At 38.0% G+C, this 18,078-nt stretch carries 12 protein-coding genes and 1 pseudogene; 1 reads left to right on the top strand and 12 read right to left on the bottom strand.

From position 1 onward, the window contains the following. Positions 1 to 86 precede the first annotated feature (86 nt). The 3 genes and pseudogenes from HMPREF2810_RS06740 to cls form a co-directional block, all read right to left on the bottom strand. Positions 87 to 1,500 (bottom strand): annotated as a pseudogene (locus HMPREF2810_RS06740) (glycoside hydrolase family 1 protein). Continuing rightward, the gene (locus HMPREF2810_RS06735; protein ID WP_002420179.1) at positions 1,500 to 3,380 is read right to left on the bottom strand and encodes a beta-glucoside-specific PTS transporter subunit IIABC; all 1,881 of its coding nucleotides are present in this window, start codon (positions 3,378 to 3,380) and stop codon (positions 1,500 to 1,502) included. The pseudogene HMPREF2810_RS06740 and the gene HMPREF2810_RS06735 overlap by 1 nt, the downstream one beginning before the upstream one ends. Positions 3,381 to 3,661: 281 nt before the next feature. After that, entirely contained in the window at positions 3,662 to 5,122 is a 1,461-nt protein-coding gene (gene cls, locus HMPREF2810_RS06730; RefSeq protein WP_002371124.1) for a cardiolipin synthase, read from the bottom strand. Between the two features lie 180 nt (positions 5,123 to 5,302). Here cls and HMPREF2810_RS06725 point away from each other — a divergent pair, with 180 nt between their 5' ends. Further along, positions 5,303 to 5,854 carry a DUF2179 domain-containing protein gene (locus tag HMPREF2810_RS06725; RefSeq protein ID WP_002361848.1) on the top strand — a complete coding sequence of 184 codons (552 nt, stop codon included), beginning with the start codon at positions 5,303 to 5,305 and terminating at the stop codon, positions 5,852 to 5,854. A 58-nt stretch (positions 5,855 to 5,912) separates the two neighbouring features. Here the strand turns inward: HMPREF2810_RS06725 and HMPREF2810_RS06720 are convergent, their stop codons facing one another. The 9 genes from HMPREF2810_RS06720 to eutH form a co-directional block, all read right to left on the bottom strand. Continuing rightward, a complete protein-coding gene (locus HMPREF2810_RS06720) occupies positions 5,913 to 6,797 on the bottom strand; it encodes a DUF1803 domain-containing protein (RefSeq protein ID WP_010715219.1) in 885 nt (294 codons plus the stop codon). A gap of 71 nt (positions 6,798 to 6,868) precedes the next feature. Beyond that, entirely contained in the window at positions 6,869 to 7,795 is a 927-nt protein-coding gene (locus HMPREF2810_RS06715; RefSeq protein WP_002360265.1) for a manganese-dependent inorganic pyrophosphatase, read from the bottom strand. A 95-nt stretch (positions 7,796 to 7,890) separates the two neighbouring features. Further along, positions 7,891 to 8,655: a pyruvate formate-lyase-activating protein gene (gene pflA / locus HMPREF2810_RS06710; protein ID WP_002357530.1), complete on the bottom strand. Its 765-nt coding sequence runs from the start codon at positions 8,653 to 8,655 to the stop codon at positions 7,891 to 7,893. 76 nt (positions 8,656 to 8,731) lie between these two features. Then, a complete protein-coding gene (gene pflB / locus HMPREF2810_RS06705) occupies positions 8,732 to 10,978 on the bottom strand; it encodes a formate C-acetyltransferase (RefSeq protein WP_002357529.1) in 2,247 nt (748 codons plus the stop codon). Between the two features lie 289 nt (positions 10,979 to 11,267). Beyond that, the gene (gene parC / locus HMPREF2810_RS06700; RefSeq protein WP_002357527.1) at positions 11,268 to 13,730 is read right to left on the bottom strand and encodes a DNA topoisomerase IV subunit A; all 2,463 of its coding nucleotides are present in this window, start codon (positions 13,728 to 13,730) and stop codon (positions 11,268 to 11,270) included. 12 nt (positions 13,731 to 13,742) lie between these two features. Next, positions 13,743 to 15,800, bottom strand: a complete 2,058-nt coding sequence (gene parE, locus HMPREF2810_RS06695; RefSeq protein WP_010715221.1) for a DNA topoisomerase IV subunit B — start codon at positions 15,798 to 15,800, stop codon at positions 13,743 to 13,745. A gap of 204 nt (positions 15,801 to 16,004) precedes the next feature. Next, positions 16,005 to 16,433, bottom strand: a complete 429-nt coding sequence (locus HMPREF2810_RS06690; RefSeq protein WP_002363980.1) for a CoA-binding protein — start codon at positions 16,431 to 16,433, stop codon at positions 16,005 to 16,007. 88 nt (positions 16,434 to 16,521) lie between these two features. Next, positions 16,522 to 16,965, bottom strand: coding sequence for a cupin domain-containing protein (locus HMPREF2810_RS06685; protein WP_002357522.1), 444 nt, complete (start codon positions 16,963 to 16,965; stop codon positions 16,522 to 16,524). Positions 16,966 to 16,977: 12 nt separating this feature from the next. Next, positions 16,978 to 18,078 carry an ethanolamine utilization protein EutH gene (eutH, locus tag HMPREF2810_RS06680; RefSeq protein ID WP_002379468.1) on the bottom strand — a complete coding sequence of 367 codons (1,101 nt, stop codon included), beginning with the start codon at positions 18,076 to 18,078 and terminating at the stop codon, positions 16,978 to 16,980.

The following is an 18,078-nucleotide window of genomic DNA, read 5'->3' as shown; positions in this document are numbered from 1 at the left end:
GGTTTATTAGTAAGCCTAACACGGAATGAGAGAACTTGAAAACAAAAGGATCACCCACTTATGCAATGGATGATCCTTTTTGGTCATTATTCTTCTGGTAAACCGTTATTTTTAATCACTGATTGGTACCAATAAAAACTATCTTTTTTAATACGTCGTAAATCTTTTAACTCATGGTCTTCACGATTGACGTAAATAAAACCGTAGCGTTTTTTGAATCCTTGATGAGAACTTAAAATATCCATGACCGACCAAGGGCAATAGCCAAACAACTCAACACCGTCAGAAATAGCCGCATGACAAGCAGCAATATGGTCATGCAAATACGCAATTCGATAGTCATCATGAACTTTTCCGTCCTCTGTTAGGCGATCTGGTGTGCCTAAACCGTTTTCTGTAATGATTAACGGCAAACGGTATTGACGATAATAATCATTTAAAACTAAACGTAGACCAGTTGGATCAATTTGGGCACCATACTTAGAGGTTTTTAAATGTTGATTTTTTTCGATTTTAAAATAACCGTATAGATCAAAATCAATGTCCTTTTCTTTCGTACCCAATGGGTGTTGCTCATCTGTCGGTAAATAGCTAGCGACTAACGTCCGATAATAATTAAGGGCGATAAAATCTGGTTTAGCGGCTTTCAAAATTGCTTGATCTTCTGGCTGTGTTTCGGGATAAATGCCGCATTTGGTCAAATACTCTTGATAGTAACCAGGGTATTCGCCAAAACAATACATTTCTAGAGCGTAATTCGTTTTAAAGTTATCATTCATACGAGCCGCCCAAACATCTTCAGGCTTATTGGAACTAGGATAAGTCATCGTTGAGGAAACAGAGGGACCGACTTTTCCCCCAGCGACCAATTGGTGACAATCATTCGTCGCTAGCGCATGGGCAACAAACATATGGTAATCCATTTGTGCACGAATTTTTTCAGCATTTTCTGGTGCAACATCGTACGTACATATTCATTCGTTCATCGACACGAATCATTAAGTTTTGTTCGTTTGTAACCTGCCAATTTTTGACTCGATCACCAAACGCTTGATAACAAACTTGCGCATAGTGTTGAAATGCGGAAACGCAGCGACGATCCGCCCAACCATTGTATTTTTCCACCAACGCAAAAGGTAAATCAAAATGATACAGTGTGACAAACGGCAAAATATCGTTTTCTAAAAGTGTATCAATGACGGCATTATAAAAATCGATGCCGGCTTGATTGATTTCGCCATCACCTGTTGGAATGATTCGTGCCCATGAAAGAGAAAAACGATAGGTTTTTAAGCCTAATTCTTTCATTAACGCAATGTCCTCTTTGAAACGATGGTAAAAATCGCTGGCGACTTTCGTATCTGCTTGTACAGCTGACTTTTTAAAAGAATTGTAATCAGCAACTGTTAGGCCTTTGCCGTCCTCATTCCAAGCTCCCTCAATTTGAAAAGCGGAGGAAGAAGCGCCCCATAAAAAATCGTTCTTAAATTGTTTAACCATTAGTTTTGCTCCTTTACTTGCATGAAAAATAAATTTGTTTGTGGTGTAATCTCTGTTTGTTTGGTTGTCTCAATTATAGCCATTTCCGCAGTATTTGTTACGATGACTAAGACGGTTGGATCATAACCAGCAGCTTGGATGATTTGTTTATCAAAAGAGAGCAGTTTCTGTCCTAGTCTGACCCTTTCTCCTACTTTTACGAACGTTTCAAATCCCTGCCCTTTTAATTCGACGGTATTGATTCCAATGTGAAGGAGGATTTCAGCACCATTGTCTAACTTTAAGCCAATTGCATGATGAGTTGGATATAAAGCCGTCACCTGCCCATTTCCTGGAGAAACAATTTGTTCCTCTATCGGATAAATAGCTAGTGTTTTTCCCATTTGTTGAGAAGCAAAGACTTCATCGTTGATTTGGTCTAAAGATACGAGTTGTCCTTGAAGAGGTGCTTGAATCCGTTGCTTTTCTTTGACTGTCGTTGCCTCTGTCTTTAGGACTGGTTCTTGACGTGACTCGTCAAGCGGTAAATCATTAAAGCCTAGAAAAATCGTTAATAGAAATGCACCAAAAAAAGCAATACCACAACCTAATAAATAACAAATAAAGGCTTTGGTTCCTGCTTCTGCGTAAACTGGGATGGTCAAGAGTCCTTGGTTAGCGAAGGCTGTCCCATAGGAGCCGCCCCAGCCCATTAAGGCCCCACCTGCTGCTCCGCTAGCCACCGCATAAATCATCGGTTTTTTTAGCCGCAAGTTTGCACCATAAATGGCTGGTTCTGTGATACCAAATAATGCAGTCACTGTTGCAGAGGCAGCAACGGCTTTCAAGCCTTTATTTTTTGTGCGGACAAACACGCCAAATGCGGCGCCCGCTTGAGAAAAGTTCGCTGCACCAGCAAACGCTAGCAAATTTTGCCGACCTGTTCGAGCGACATCATTAATCCCAATTGGTACAAGTCCGCGGTGAGCCCCAAAAATGACTAAGACACACCAAATTCCACCGATAAAACCGCCTAACAAGATGGGACTCAAATTCATTATATAATAATACAACCAATTTACGCCGTCACCTAAATAAATCCCTATCGGTCCAAATAATAATAAAGTGGCTGGAATCATTAAAAGTAATGATAGCGTAGGAACCATAATAATTTTTAGAACTTCTGGAATCACTTTTTCCAAAAAGCGTTGCACATAAGCTAAAATAAAAATTGCAAGAATAATAGGAATTACCGTGGAAACATAATTGGCTTTGGTCACATGTAATCCAAACAAGGTAACCGCTGATTCTTCAGTCATTAATGAAACGATGGTCGGATAACATAAGGTGGCACCAATTACCATAGCGATATATTCGTTTGTTTTGAAAACCTTAGCAGCTGAATAACCTAAAATAACTGGCATAAAATAAAAAAGTGCATCGGAAGCGGCGCTTAAAATAATATACGTATTCAAAGGTTTTAAATCGACCTGGTAAAAATTGTTTGCGACCATCACAGCAATGGCTAGAATTCCTTTTAACATGCCTGAAGCGGCAATTGCTGGTACGACAGGCGTGAAAATCGCGGCAACAGTATTTAAAATTCGATTGCCTAATGAATTTTTTTCTTTTATGGATGTTTTGGTCGTAAGTTGCTGAGCCAACAAAGGTTCTAAAACATTATAGACATGCGCGACTTTATTGCCTAAAACCACTTGATACTGACCGCCACTTTCAACAACAGAAATGACACCTTCTGTTTGTAGTAAGGCTTCTTTGTTCACTTGTTTCGTGTCTTTCAATACGAAACGCAATCGTGTATAACAATGTGTGACATCCACGATATTGTCTTTGCCACCTACGTCTTTCAAAATTTCTTTTGCTATTGCTTGGTAGTCCATGGTGACCACTCCTTATCTATAAAATAACAGCTCAATAAAAAAGATCAAATCACACATGCACGTTTCAGCAAACACACTCAATATTTGCTCGTCGTGAATGTCCCTTTGATCTGATCTACGTAATAACTATGTTTCTCACGATAGAATAGCTGATTGAATTTATTTTTAATTTACCATTATTTAGAGGGATTATCAATGAATTAGGTAGACCACCTCAGTGTTTTGTTACTAAAATCAGCAGTGAAAATAGTAGTTTACTACATTCACTGCTGATTTATTGATTACAAGACTGGTGACAACAAGCGTGAAAAGTTTTGCTTGAAGCGTAGCCAGTACCCTTGTTTTTTAATTATCTCGTCGGTTAGTAAGACACTTTTTTCTATATCTTCTTCAAAGACTTGCGCTAACATCCACGCAATGTCGGGATTGTAAATAAACGTACTTACCTCAAAATTCAATGAATAACTGCGAATATCTTGGTTTGTTGTGCCAACCATAGCTAATTCATCATCAATCACCATTGTTTTTGCATGAATAAACCCACTATCATAAATATAAATTTTAATGCCGCGTTTGTGTAAGTAATTCGCGTAATATTGTGTTGCGCGGTAAATAAAGGGATGGTCAGGCATACAAGGAATCATAATTCGCACGTCGACACCTGAACGAACCGCCACTAACAACGCATTAATCATACTATCGTCAGGGATTAAATACGGTGTTTGAATCCAGACACTCTTTTCTGCAGAAAAAATCATCCGAACAAACCCGCTTTTCAAAATTTCTTCTTCTGAATCAGGACCATCTGAAACAACTTGTAAGGACAAATGCTCCACTTCATGATCTTCTGGTAATTTAAAATATTTTTCATGATACGTCATACGTTCTTCAGGATATTTGACTGAAGCATTCCAATCCATGATAAATATCTCTTGCAATGAAAATACGGCCGTCCCGACCAAACGAATATGGGTATCTCGCCAGTAACCAAATTTTTCGGTGACATTCAAATATTGATCCCCAACATTGAACCCGCCGGTCCAGCCAATTTTCCCATCGATGACAACAATTTTTCGATGCAAGTGATAATTTAGACGTGTTTTACGGATCATATCGCGAGAAGTAATAAAGGGAGCTACTTTTCCTCCAGCGTCAACGTAACGAGCAAAAAACTTTTTATTTGCGCCGGGTGAACCCCAAGGATCGTAAATTAAGTAAACTTCCACGCCTTCATGCAACTTTTCGATTAATACATCTAAAAATTGATTGCCAATTGTGTCATTAAAAAACGCATAATACTCCACATGAACGGTTTCTTTCGCTGCACGAATATCTTCAAATAATGCTTGGAATTTTTCTTGGCCATCTGTGAATAATTGCAAACTATTTCTTTTGGCCAACGGTGATGCGTCCATATTCCGGAAATAACGATTTAAAACTTTCGCATCATAAAGTAAATCATAACGTTTATCGCGCCCTGCTTTTTTGTTATCAACGTCCACTTTTTCTTTAATTCGTTGAACCATTTGTTTTTCATCATCAGACAATTTAAAAACTTCTTGTCCATCGATACCTCGCCCACAGAATAAGTAAATAATAAAGCCGATACCAGGCAAGAAAATCAACGTCATCATCCATGCTAAAACGCTGGAAATACTACGAGGTTTTCTAAAAACAGTAATTAAGGCAGCAATAACGTTAATTACTAATAAAAATAACAAAATCCAAACAAAAATTTTCATCGCTTACCTCCTTCTTACTTCATACTAAGATTATATCAAATAACAGTTAAATTAGGCGAATAATATGAGCGAGTATTCAAAAAAGAATTCATTTCTATAAGTGTTTCGCCTTTGATTCTCAGTTTTTCTGTACTATAATGAGGGCTGGATGTAAAGATTTTGAAAAGAGGTACTTATTTTATGGTCGTTGATTTGAAAATGTTAGCTATGATTTTTATCATTAATTTTGCGTATATTACCTTAAATACTATTCGTTTTATGTTAACGATGAAAGGTTATCGGGTTATTGCACCGCTGGTTAGTATGGCTGAAATAACAATTTATGTCTTAGGGCTAAGTATGGTTCTGAATCGGTTAGACAATCCTTTAAATTTACTTGTTTATGCGCTTGGTTACGCTGTTGGCATTAGTGTAGGAATTAAAATCGAAGACTATTTGGCCTTGGGTTATATTATGGTATCGGTTATCCTCCCTTCTACTACTGAACAATTTCATTTACCAGAAACACTTCGTGAACACGGCTATGGTGTTACGCAAAGTGTCGCCTACGGACGCGAAGGAGAACGAATGGTTTTAGAAATTCTTTCCCCAAGAAAAAACGAACGTACATTGTACAAGTTAATCAATCAATTAGAGCCGAGAGCATTTATCATTTCCTATGAGCCTAAGTTCATTTCCGGTGGTTTTTGGACGAAAAAAGTTCGCAAAAGAAATGACGCCATTTCTCACTAAGAAGCGGCGTCATTTCTTGTCATTGATTTTTAGTTTACATAATAAAATTATCGTAACTTTAATTTATTCTAAGATAACTTAGAGAGTTCGTACCTAGTTGCTCAATCAATTGTTGCATAAAAACTAAGCGTTCGATGGCCGATCGGTTAGCAATTTTTTCATAATAAAATGCTAGAATATCCGACTGTGCTTCTAAAGGCTCGGCTTGTTCCGTTGCTACTGGTAAAAGGAGTTTTAAGTGGTCCTGGTCAATCGTAATCACTTGGGTCAAGTGCAAACTTTCTTGAAAAATATTAGGCACAGTACTGACTTTGCGGCCTCGCAGAGCTTGTTTAATAACTCTTCTCGCTTGTGAAAGATAGTATTCAGGATTTACGTCTCCTAGCAAGTCATATAAAGCACTGAAGGCTTCTGGCAAGGAATGCTCTTTGCCCAAGTAATCAAAATAACGAGGCATTGTTGGAACCTCTGTCTTTTCTTTTTCAAGCGTAATTATAGATAGTTGTGCCGAGGCCAATCTTTGTTTTTGATAGAATGAGGGGCCACCGCTCACGCCAAAAAAATAGTCTTCCTCTTCTGGAAACACTTGTGGCCAAAAAGATTCAGCTAGCCAAAATAATTGCTCTGTTACAGTTCCTTTAAACTTAGGAAGTTCGTCTTCAGCCAAGGTCAAACTCGCAACTTCAGCTGCCGTATAAATAGGAAAATTCAAACGATATTGACGATTTTCCCGAATGATTAACTGACAATCAATCATTTCTGATAAAAATTGTTCTAACTTGCCTTCTGTTGCAAAGGCCGCTTTTAATTGTCTTAAAATGATTCTTTCTTCCCGATGTTCATACATAAAAGTAACAAGAGGGAAAAAAAGTGATTGGTTGAGCAAATGATTGTATTGTTTCGTTTGTTGCGGAGAATGATAGTAAATTGCTAAATCATTCATGTTAACGCCCCTTTACTATTGAAGCGCCTAAGCAACAAGGAATTTATCGCGTTGCTTAGGCGCTTACGGTTTTAGTTAAAGACTTCTGTTAATTGTGGTACTACTTGTTTTTTACGAGAAACAACGCCTGGTAAGAACGCACGATTGTTAACTAATGTTACATTGAATGCTGCTTCAATTTTGGCTTGTTCCGCACCAATCGCTAATAATTCAGAATCACTGTCTAGGATATTCGTAATAATTAAGACAAACAAGTCATAATTATTGGCTGCATTTTCTGCGGCCATAGCTGCTTCTAATTCAGCTTGACGATCTAAAACTTCTGCTAAATCGACGGTATTTACTTGAGCAACACGAACTGTTTTGCCGTTCATTGGGAAGCTCTTAGCATCTAAATCTAAAAGGACTTCAGCTGATTTATCGCTTAAATTTGTTCCTGCTTTTAATAAGTCAAGACCATAGCCTTCTAAATTGATTTCAGCAATATCAGCTAGGGCGTGCGCTGCATCGATGTCTTCTTGTGTGCAAGTTGGTGATTTAAATAATAATGTATCAGAAATAATCGCTGAGACCATCATACCAGCAATTTGAGCTGGAATTGTAACGTTATTTTCTTTAAACATTTTATAGATGATTGTACTGGTACACCCTACTGGTTCTGCACGATAATACAATGGATCTGCTGTTTCGAAGTTGGCAATCCGGTGATGATCCACTACTGCTAAAATGTTTACTTCAGCGATATCTGAAATGCTTTGTTGGAATTCGTTATGATCCACTAACATGACTTGGTTTGTTTCGCTAGCTGCTTCAGTGACAACACGTGGTGCTTCAATATTGAAGTAATCTAAGGCATATTGAGTTTCTTCACTTGGTGTTCCTAAAGCGACAGCTTCTGTCTCTTTTCCTAATTCTTTTTGTAAGTAAGCAAAACTAATTGCTGCTCCGATAGCATCTGTATCAGGATTTTGGTGTCCAAAAACTAAAATTTTTGACATAATACACACTCCTTGGTTTTGATTCACTCTTAATGATAACAAAAAATAGAAAAGAAACAACAAAAAAATTGTCTTCTTTTCTATTTTTTCGTTTGTTAACGTGCTAGATAACCTTGATAGTCCTCGACATGTAGTAGTTTTTTCGCATTTTCAACACGATCATTTTTAGGAGGCTCAATTCCTTCTAATGGATAAGGAATACCTAGTTCTTCCCATTTGTACTTGCCCATCGTATGGTAAGGAAGCACTTCAACTTTATCTACATTGTTTAATGTTTTTATGAAGGCATCCAGACGGATTAAATATTCGTCGTAATCACTACGTTGAGGCACCAATACGTGGCGAATCCAAACAGGTTTGTCAATTTCAGATAAATAGGTAGCCATCTCTAAAATATTATCATTTGATTGCGTTGTTAACAGTTTATGCTGCTCGTTATCAATATGTTTGATGTCGAATAAGAGTAAATCTGTGTACTTCATCAATTCATCAAATTGACTAATGAAGGGTTCTTCCCGAGTAAAAGGCTTGCCACACGTATCTAAGGTTGTATGAATGCCTTGTGCTTTGGCTTTTTTAAATAAATCGATCAAAAAGTCCATTTGCAATAGCGGCTCACCACCACTGACAGTGATACCACCCTTTTCGCCCCAATAAGAGCGAAAACGTAATGCTTCCTCTAATACTTCGTCAGTCGTCACCACACGACCACCGGAACCAATTTTCCAAGTATCTGGATTATGACAGAATTGACATCTCATGCGACACCCTTGTGTAAATACGATAAAACGGACACCTGGGCCATCAACGGTACCAAAATTTTCTGTTGAATGAATTCTACCTGTAACTGGTGTTGTCATAATGATCCCTCTTCTTTCAAACGAAAAGGATGACACGTTAAATGTCACCCTTTCAGTTAAATAATGTAAATGTTTTTTATAGTCTGTCGTGTGAAGTTCTTGAAATAACGTCTGCTTGTTGTTCAGGAGTTAAGTCACGGAATTTCACGGCATATCCAGATACACGGATAGTTAAGTTTGGATATTTTTCTGGATGTGCTTGTGCATCTAATAATAATTCGTTTGTAAATACGTTTACGTTTAAGTGGTAACCACCTTTATCGAAGTAGCCATCTAATACGTTACGTAAGTTGTTAATTCTTGTGTCGTCGTCTTTACCTAAACCATTAGGGTTGATGGTTTGTGTATTAGAAATACCATCTAAAGCGATTGTATATTCTAAACGAGCTGTTGAGTTTAATGAAGCTAACAAGCCATTTTTCTCACCTAAGAATTTACCGTCTTGATAACTTGGGTTCGCACCTGGTGCAAGAGGTTTGCCGGCCCGACGTCCGTCAGGCGTGTTCCCTGTTGCTTTACCATAAACAACGTTTGAAGTGATTGTTAATAATGAAGTCGTTGGTTTAGAGTTACGGTATGTGTGTTGACGTTTAATTTGTGTCATAAAGTAATCTAAAATCCAGTTAGCCATTGCATCGGCTTCTTCGTTATCGTTTCCGTATGTTGGGAATTCTTTTGTTGGTACATAATCAATTGCCATACCATCTTCGTCACGGATTACTTCTACTTCACCGTGTTTAATTGCCATGATACTATCAGTCGCATGAGAGATTCCGGCAATACCAGTTGCGAATGTCCGTTGTAAATCAGTATCCATTAAAGCTAATTGTGGTGCTTCATATGCATATTTATCATGCATGTAATGAATAATGTTTAATGTGTTAACATACAATTCAGCTAACCAGTCTAAGATGTCTTTATAGCGTTCCATGAATTCATGGTAATCTAATTTGTCACCAGTCATTGGACGATATTTTGGTGCTACTTGCATTTTAGTTTTTTCGTCGACCCCGCCGTTAATTGCATAAAGAACAGCTTTCGCTAAGTTCGCACGAGCGCCGAAGAATTGCATATCTTTACCCATAACTGTTGCAGAAACACAACATGCGATTGCGCAGTCGTCAGAACCCCAGTTTTCACGTAATAAGTCATCGTTTTCAAATTGGATAGATGAGCTTTCTTTCGCGATTTTAGCTGCATATGTTCTGAAGCCTTCTGGTAAGTGAGAAGAATACAATACAGTTAAGTTCGGTTCTGGAGATGGTCCCATGTTTGTTAAGGTGTGTAAGATACGGAAGTCATTTTTGGTAACTAATGAACGACCGTCAATACCCATACCAGCAATAGATAATGTTGCCCAAATTGGATAACCAGAGAATAATTGGTTGTATTCTGGTGTCCGTGCAAATTTAACCATACGTAATTTCATGATTAAATGGTCAATCATTTCTTGTGCTTCAAATTCAGTGATTAAACCAGCTTCTAAGTCACGTTGGATATAGATGTCTAAGAATGCTGAGATACGACCAATTGACATTGCCGCACCATTTTGAGATTTAATGGCACCTAGGTAACCAAAGTATAACCATTGGATTGCTTCTTGCGCATTTGCAGCAGGACGAGAAATATCGAAACCATAAGAAGCAGCCATTTGTTTTAAGTCATTTAACGCACGGTATTGTTCAGAAATTTCTTCACGTAAGCGAATAACATCGTCTGTCATTTCTTTGTTACCAGTGTTATCATGATCTTTTTTCTTTTGTTCCATTAAGTAGTCGATACCATATAATGCGATACGACGATAGTCACCGATAATACGGCCACGGCCATAAGCATCTGGAAGACCAGTAATGATTTTGTTTTTACGTGCTAAACGCATTTCAGCTGTGTAGGCATCAAAAACACCTTGGTTATGTGTTTTTCTGTATTCTGTGAAGATTTTTGTCATTTCTTCGTCAGTTTCATAACCATTTGAAACTAAGGCATTGTTCGCCATTTTAATACCACCGAATGGCATAAATGCTTGTTTTAATGGTACATCTGTTTGTAAACCGACAATTTTTTCTTCTTCTTTGATTAAGTAACCAGGTTCATGTGACGTAATAGTTGCTGGGATATCGCTATCCATGTCATAAACGCCATTTTTTTCATGTTGGATTTCAAATAATTCTTGTAGTTTTGTCCATAATTTGTCAGTGCTCGGAGCGATTGGTTCTAAGAAACTGTCGTCGCCTTTGTACTCTGTGTAGTTGTTTTGAATAAAATCACGAGTGTCAACGCTTGTTCTCCATTTGTCGCCTTTAAAGCCTTCCCATTGTTTCATGAAGTGTTTGCCTCCTTAGTTAACTGCTACTTGATTGTATGTAACAGCTTTATGTGATTAGTATAACACATAACCTTTTAGATGCAAGCGTTTTTTTATTATTTATTGCACTTTCTTAATAAATAAATGGGGAGCGAAGATTCTAAACGCTGATATATAAACATTTATACTTGTGAAAATAAGAACGATTTATAGTTGTTATCACTTGTGAAAAATGTACTTCTGTATTAAAAACAGCAGCCATCTGTATTAATACAGATGGCTGCTGTCGAGATATTTATAACACAGTTTAGTTTGTTTGCTCTTCTTCAATCACTGCAGAATGCATCTCGTGGACTTCCATTACTTGGCCATCTTTTTGTTCATCGATGACAAAGGAACCGTTGGATGTTCGTTCACTGATTGGATAGTTTTTCGACTGAATAACTTCTTGTGTGCCTTTTTGCGTAGTAACTAATAAATCTAAATCGGTACTTTCAGACATAAAGACAACACGATGTGGATTTTTCTTCAATTCCCGTAAGACCATTAATCCACGTTTTGCTCGTCCTAATTGTGTTAATTCTTGGGCTAACATACGTTTAACACCGCCACGTTGGGTAACGATGACAATTGGTGTATCCCCTTCAGAATGAACCAGTAAACCATTAACGACATAATCGTCTTCTTTGAGGTTCATTGATTTAACTCCAGCCGCTTTACTACCCACGACTGGTACTTCATATAATGGATAACGTAAGCCAAAACCGCGATTGCTAACGAGGAAAACATCCAATAAGTCTTGATCATTTGTTAAATAAACATTGGTAATTTCATCTTGGTCTGATTTTAATTTCATACAAGATGTCGGGCGGCTCTTATAAGTGCGCCAAGGCTCAAAATCAGCCATTTTGGTTTGTTTAATCATGCCAGCTTTTGTAATGAAAACAAAGGTTTTTGTCGGACTTAACTCTTTATAAGGATATACAGCAATAATCGATTCATCGATAGCAAGATTTAAAATGGTTTGAGAAATATGTTCGCCAATTTCTTTCCAGCGTAAATCTGGCAACTCATGGACGGGGCGATAGATCATATTTCCTTTATTTGTTACTAGTAAAAGATGATCTAATGTATTGACTTCGCCAGCATATAGTAAAAAGTCGCCTTCTTTCATGCCGATTTCTTCTGGTTTTGATGCTGTATAAGAACGAATACTACTCCGTTTGATATAGCCTTCGTGCGTCACGGTTACGACCACGTCTTCCTGTGCAACTAACACGGCTGTTTCAATCTTGATTTCTTGGATTTCCTCTTCAATTTGAGTTAAGCGAGGATTGCCATATTGCTTTTTAACTTCGCGAAGTTCTTTTTTCATGACTGAGAATAGTTCTTTTTCATTGTTTAAAATGTTCAATAACTCAGCAATTTGTTGCTCTAAAGTTTTTGCTTCTTCTTGTAAATCAGTAATATCCGTATTGGTTAAACGGTATAGCTGTAAAGTAACGATTGCTTCAGCTTGTTCTTCAGTAAACGCATAGTCGGATACTAAGTTCTTCTTCGCATCTTTTTTATCTTTACTGCCACGGATTGTTGCAATCACTTTATCTAAGATAGACAATGCTTTAATTAAACCAGCAACAATGTGCTCACGTTTGCGAGCTTTGTCCAACTCAAATTGACAACGATTAATGATAACTGATTTGCGGTGCGTAATGTAACTTTCTAAAATCCGTTTAAGGCCCACTTGTTGCGGGGTCATGTTGTCAATCGCAACCATATTAAAATTATAGTTAATCTGTAATTCAGTATTTTTAAATAGATAATTTAAAATACCTTCTGCATTGACATCTTTTTTTAGTTCAACAACAATTTGCAAGCCAGTTCTGTCACTTTCGTCACGAACTTCGGCAATGCCGTCTACTTTTTTATTTAAACGGATTTCATCCATCTTCTTCACTAGCGTTGCTTTATTGACTTCATAAGGAATTTCAGAAATGACAATTTGTTGTTTGCCGCCTTTTAAGGGCTCAATCTTTGTCTTCGCACGTAAAATTACTTTACCACGGCCGGTTTCGTAGGCTTTTTTTATTTCTGCTTTTCCTTGTAAGATCCCACCTGTTGGAAAATCTGGTCCTGGAATGTATTCCATTAATTTCTCTAAACTTGCATTAGGATGATCAATTAAATACACGGTCCCATCAATAATTTCCGCTAAATTATGTGTAGGAATTTCTGTTGCATAACCTGCTGAAATCCCCGTTGAGCCATTTACCAATAAATTAGGATATTTGGCTGGTAAAACAGTGGGTTCTTTTTCTGTATCGTCAAAATTCCAGACGAAATCGACGGTATTTTTGTCGATATCTTTTAACAACTCACCACTTAACTGTGATAAACGAGCTTCTGTATAACGCATCGCCGCTGGCGGGTCGCCATCCATACTTCCGTTGTTTCCGTGCATTTCAATTAGTACTTCCCGTAATTTCCAGTCTTGACTTAGACGCACCATCGCTTCATAAATACTACTGTCGCCATGGGGATGATAATTCCCCATAATGTTTCCGACAGATTTTGCTGATTTACGAAAGCCTTTATCAAAGGTATTGCCATCTTTATTCATTGAAAAGAGAATGCGGCGTTGTACTGGTTTTAGCCCATCTCGAATATCTGGTAGGGCCCGTTCTTGAATGATGTATTTGGAATATCTTCCAAAACGATCGCCCATTACTTCTTCAAGGGTTAATTCTTGAACTTCTTGGCGTTTTTCCAAAATTGTCACTCCCTACTCTATGTCAAACAAACTGATTTCAGTGTCATCGGTTTGTTCTGCTTCTTTTGTTTTTTCCGCATCTAAAAGACTTTCTCCTATTGGTGCAGAAGTGTCTTCTTCTGAACGATCTAAAATACTGCCATCTTCTTCCAACGTAAATTGAACATGTTGCTCAATCCATTTTCGACGAGGTTCGACTTTGTCGCCCATTAATGTGGTCACACGGCGTTCTGCTTGAGCTGCATCATCAATCCGAACACGAATTAAGGTTCTAGTTTCAGGATCCATCGTTGTTTCCCAAAGTTGTTCTGCATTCATTTCCCCCAGACCTTTATAGCGTTGGAGCATATAGCCTTTACCAACTTTATCAATCACTTCTGCCAATTCACCATCGGTCCAAGCATACTCAATGACTGATTTTTTTCCAGTTCCTTTAGAGACTTTATAAAGAGGAGGTAAGGCAATATAGACTTTGCCGGCTTCAATTAATGGTTTCATATAACGATAGAAGAACGTTAATAGCAACACTTGAATATGGGCACCATCGGTATCCGCATCGGTCATGATGATGATTTTATCATAATTACAATCTTCAATTGAAAATTCAGGACCAACGCCTGCGCCAATTGTATAGATCATAGTATTGATTTCTTCGTTTTTCAAGATGTCTTGCATTTTCGCTTTTTCCGTATTAATGACTTTTCCTCGTAGCGGTAAAATGGCTTGGAATTTCCGATCGCGTCCTTGTTTTGCTGAGCCACCAGCCGAGTCTCCTTCGACAAGATATAATTCATTTTTCTTAGGATTTCTGGATTGAGCCGGTGTTAATTTTCCAGAAAGTAACGATTCACCTTTTTTCCGTTTTTTACCGTTCCGGCTTTCTTCACGGGCTTTACGAGCCGCTTCACGGGCTTCACGGGCTTTAATCGCTTTCCGAATTAATGATTGACTCATTTCACTGTTTTCTTGTAAATAGAAGCCCATTTGTTCGCCTACGACGTTGTCGACAACGGTTCTTGCTAAAGGTGTACCTAATTTTCCTTTGGTTTGGCCCTCGAACTGTAGTAAGTTTTCTGGTACTCGAATAGAAAGGACGGCTGCTAAGCCTTCACGGAAGTCGCTACCTTCTAAATTTTTATCTTTTTCTTTTAATAGTCCTACTTTACGTGCATATTCATTGTACGCCTTTGTCATTGACGTTTTCATACCGACTTCGTGGGTACCGCCATCTTTTGTGCGGACATTGTTAACGAAAGATAAAACATTTTCAGAATAGCCATCGTTGTATTGATAGGCTAATTCAACTTCAATACCTTCTTTGGCTCCTGAAAAATAAACAACGGGTGTTAATGTATCTTTTTCTTCATTTAGATAGGCAACAAATTCTTTAATGCCTTCTTCGTAGTGAAAGATTTCTTCTTTGGGTTCTTCCCCACGTTCATCCGTTAAAGTAATTTTGACGCCTTTTAATAAGAAAGCTGATTCTCTCAAACGTTCTGCTAAAATTTCGTAAGAAAAATTTGTCGTAGAGAAAATGGTGTCGTCAGGTAAAAAAGTAACGGAGGTGCCGTTGCGTTTTTTTGTTTTGCCGATTTTTTTTAAGGTACCAACTGGTTTACCGCCGTCCTCAAATCGTTCCATGTATTCTACGCCATCACGAACAATATGAACTTCTAACCACTTAGATAAGGCATTAACAACACTGGCACCCACCCCATGGAGTCCGCCTGAAGTTTTATAGCCACCTTGGCCAAACTTACCACCCGCATGTAAGACAGTAAAAATGACTTCTACTGTTGGGATACCAGAAGCATGCATCCCTGTTGGCATTCCGCGGCCAGAGTCTGCAACACAAATACTATTATCTTTTTGGATAGTTACGTTGATTTCATTCCCGTAGCCAGATAACGCTTCATCGACTGCGTTATCGACAATTTCATAGACTAAGTGATGGAGTCCACGGCTATCGGTTGAACCGATATACATACCAGGTCTTTTCCTCACTGCTTCCAATCCTTCTAGAACTTGGATAGAGGCATCATTGTACTCATTGTTAATTTTTTTAGCCAAAGAAAAAACTCCTTATACTTAGATTCTCGTTTAGTTAATAAGCGTACATTAACTATTTCTTAAAGAATTAGAAGAAGAGTGAGCCGGTTTCTTGCGTTTTCCGTTCGCTCCTTCTAAAACCATCATTACAATAATACTCTATCTGGGTCAAAAAAAAAAGAGCTTTCCGTTCAGGACGCTCTTTCTTTATAAAATTACACGTGTTTATTCAGCATCTGCCATTTTTGCCAATTCAATTTTAATACAACGGTTCATAATAACTTGACGACCTTCATTTAATAACAAGTTCGCTGCCTCTTCATTTTCCAAACCTAGTTGGGCCCAAAAGACAGGCGCTTCTGTTTTCAATGTTTCTGCGGCCACTTCTGGCAAAAATTCACTCCGCCGAAAGACGTCAACAATATCAATCTTTTCAGGAATCTCTGTTAATGTCCCATAAACCGTTTCGCCAAGCACCGTTTCGCCTTTTAAAACTGGATTGACAGGTAACACACGATAGCCATGTTGCTGTAAAATTTCCGCAATTTTGTAACTCGTGCGGTCGGGCTTGTTACTCAAACCAACCACCGCAATATTTTTTGCTTGTTTTAAAATATCAAAAATTTGATTTTGACTTGGATTCTCAAATGTCATTCACTCAACCCCTTTTTTTCGTTCTTATTTATTATAACGCTGAGTAAAGGGTTTTGGCAAAATTATTCTCTGACTGCCGGTAAAATAATTATTGGCTTTGCCAATCTGCTGGATAAGTCACGTAGACAAAGCGGGCATCACCCGTCACTGAAAATTGAATTTTGCTACTTTTCGGGATTAAAATAATTTCACCGGCTGTTGCAGAAATTTTACGTCCGTCAATCAGTATATCCAGTTGTCCTGAAATAATATAATCAATTTCATCGTATTCTAGTGTCCAATCGAAGGTGGTATCTTTCATCACCATTAAACCGCAACCAAGGCGCGGGCTTTCTTCTAAAGAAAACAGATCTTTTGTGTAAACAATGTCCGCTGGGTTGCCTGTATCTAAGCGATCGTCTTCTGTTACGTCAATTTCGGGTAATTTGATGGACATAATTCCACTGGGATCCACTTGTTTAGTCGGCATTAATTTTTCTGTGACAATTTGTCGAACAAGCGTTTCAATCATTTCACGATTTAATTCTGTCATATTTACACCTCATTATTTCACTTCTGTTTCGGGTTTCCCTAGCATTCGATTTGCCATAAAGATAGCCACAAAAATGGCGGTAATCCCTCCAACTAATTTGCCAACAATCATTGGAAAAATCATTTCTTTTGCTACGCCTGCAGTAAAACCAAGGTGATCACCTAAAACGAAAGAAGCCGAAACAGCAAAAGCGATATTAATAATTTTTCCTCGATTATCCATGTCTTTTAACATTTGGAACATGGGAATATTGTTAGCTAATGTAGCAACCATTCCTGCAGCCGCTACTTCATTCATTCCTAAAACTTTTCCTAGTTTCATCAATGGTTTATTAAAGACTTTCGTAATCACAGCTACTAAACAGAAAGCGCCAGCTAAAGTTAAAGCAATCCCGCCAACGACTTCAATACCTTCAGTAACTGGTGCAATACCAGGAATCACTGTAATTCCTAATAATAGTTGAATCGCCCCAACAACTAAACCAAAGATAGCGACAATCACTACGCCTTGACCAAAAATTTGGAAGCCTTTAATCATGCCATTTGGCGCTAACCACAAACCTAAAATAATTAAAGCGGCAACAATAATAATTGGAATTAAGTTAGGAACAATCAATGACAATGGCATGCCAGCTGTTAAACCACCTGCTAATAAACCAAAAGGAATTGTAATAATCCCGCTCAAAACACCCGTTGCTAAGAATTGTTGGTCGTCTTTTTGGATAATGCCCAGCGCTACTGGAATTGTAAAGACTAACGTTGGTCCCATCATTGCACCTAAGATTGCCCCCGCAAATAAACCAGCTTGTGGATCATTGGCTAATTGTTGTGCTAACGCAAAGCCGCCCATATCATTAGCCAATAAGGTTGTGGCAAACATTGCTGGATCAGCACCTAGTAATTCATAGACAGGAACGACAATCGGACTTAAAAGATTGGCTAAGACAGGCGCTAAAGTGATAATCCCTACCATAGAAAGCGCTAGAGAACCCATAGCCATAATCCCTTCCTCAAATTGCTCCCCTAAACCTAGTTTGTTGCCAATACATTTATCGATTCCTCCAATAATCATGAAAAGAACCATAATATACATAATAATTTCATTAATGCTCAT

Source organism: Enterococcus sp. HMSC078F03, from assembly GCF_001811595.1.
GTDB lineage: Bacteria > Bacillota > Bacilli > Lactobacillales > Enterococcaceae > Enterococcus > Enterococcus faecalis.
Note: the sequence above shows the minus strand (reverse complement) of the source record. Positions and strands in the feature narration are given on the sequence as shown.

Coding starts and splice junctions, on each gene's coding strand:
- HMPREF2810_RS06735 (WP_002420179.1), bottom strand. CDS start 3,380: ATGGACTACCAAGCAATAGCAAAAGAAATTTTGAAAGACGTAGGTGGC.
- cls (WP_002371124.1), bottom strand. CDS start 5,122: ATGAAAATTTTTGTTTGGATTTTGTTATTTTTATTAGTAATTAACGTT.
- HMPREF2810_RS06725 (WP_002361848.1), top strand. CDS start 5,303: ATGGTCGTTGATTTGAAAATGTTAGCTATGATTTTTATCATTAATTTT.
- HMPREF2810_RS06720 (WP_010715219.1), bottom strand. CDS start 6,797: ATGAATGATTTAGCAATTTACTATCATTCTCCGCAACAAACGAAACAA.
- HMPREF2810_RS06715 (WP_002360265.1), bottom strand. CDS start 7,795: ATGTCAAAAATTTTAGTTTTTGGACACCAAAATCCTGATACAGATGCT.
- pflA (WP_002357530.1), bottom strand. CDS start 8,655: ATGACAACACCAGTTACAGGTAGAATTCATTCAACAGAAAATTTTGGT.
- pflB (WP_002357529.1), bottom strand. CDS start 10,978: ATGAAACAATGGGAAGGCTTTAAAGGCGACAAATGGAGAACAAGCGTT.
- HMPREF2810_RS06690 (WP_002363980.1), bottom strand. CDS start 16,433: ATGACATTTGAGAATCCAAGTCAAAATCAAATTTTTGATATTTTAAAA.
- HMPREF2810_RS06685 (WP_002357522.1), bottom strand. CDS start 16,965: ATGACAGAATTAAATCGTGAAATGATTGAAACGCTTGTTCGACAAATT.
- eutH (WP_002379468.1), bottom strand. CDS start 18,078: ATGAGCATTAATGAAATTATTATGTATATTATGGTTCTTTTCATGATT.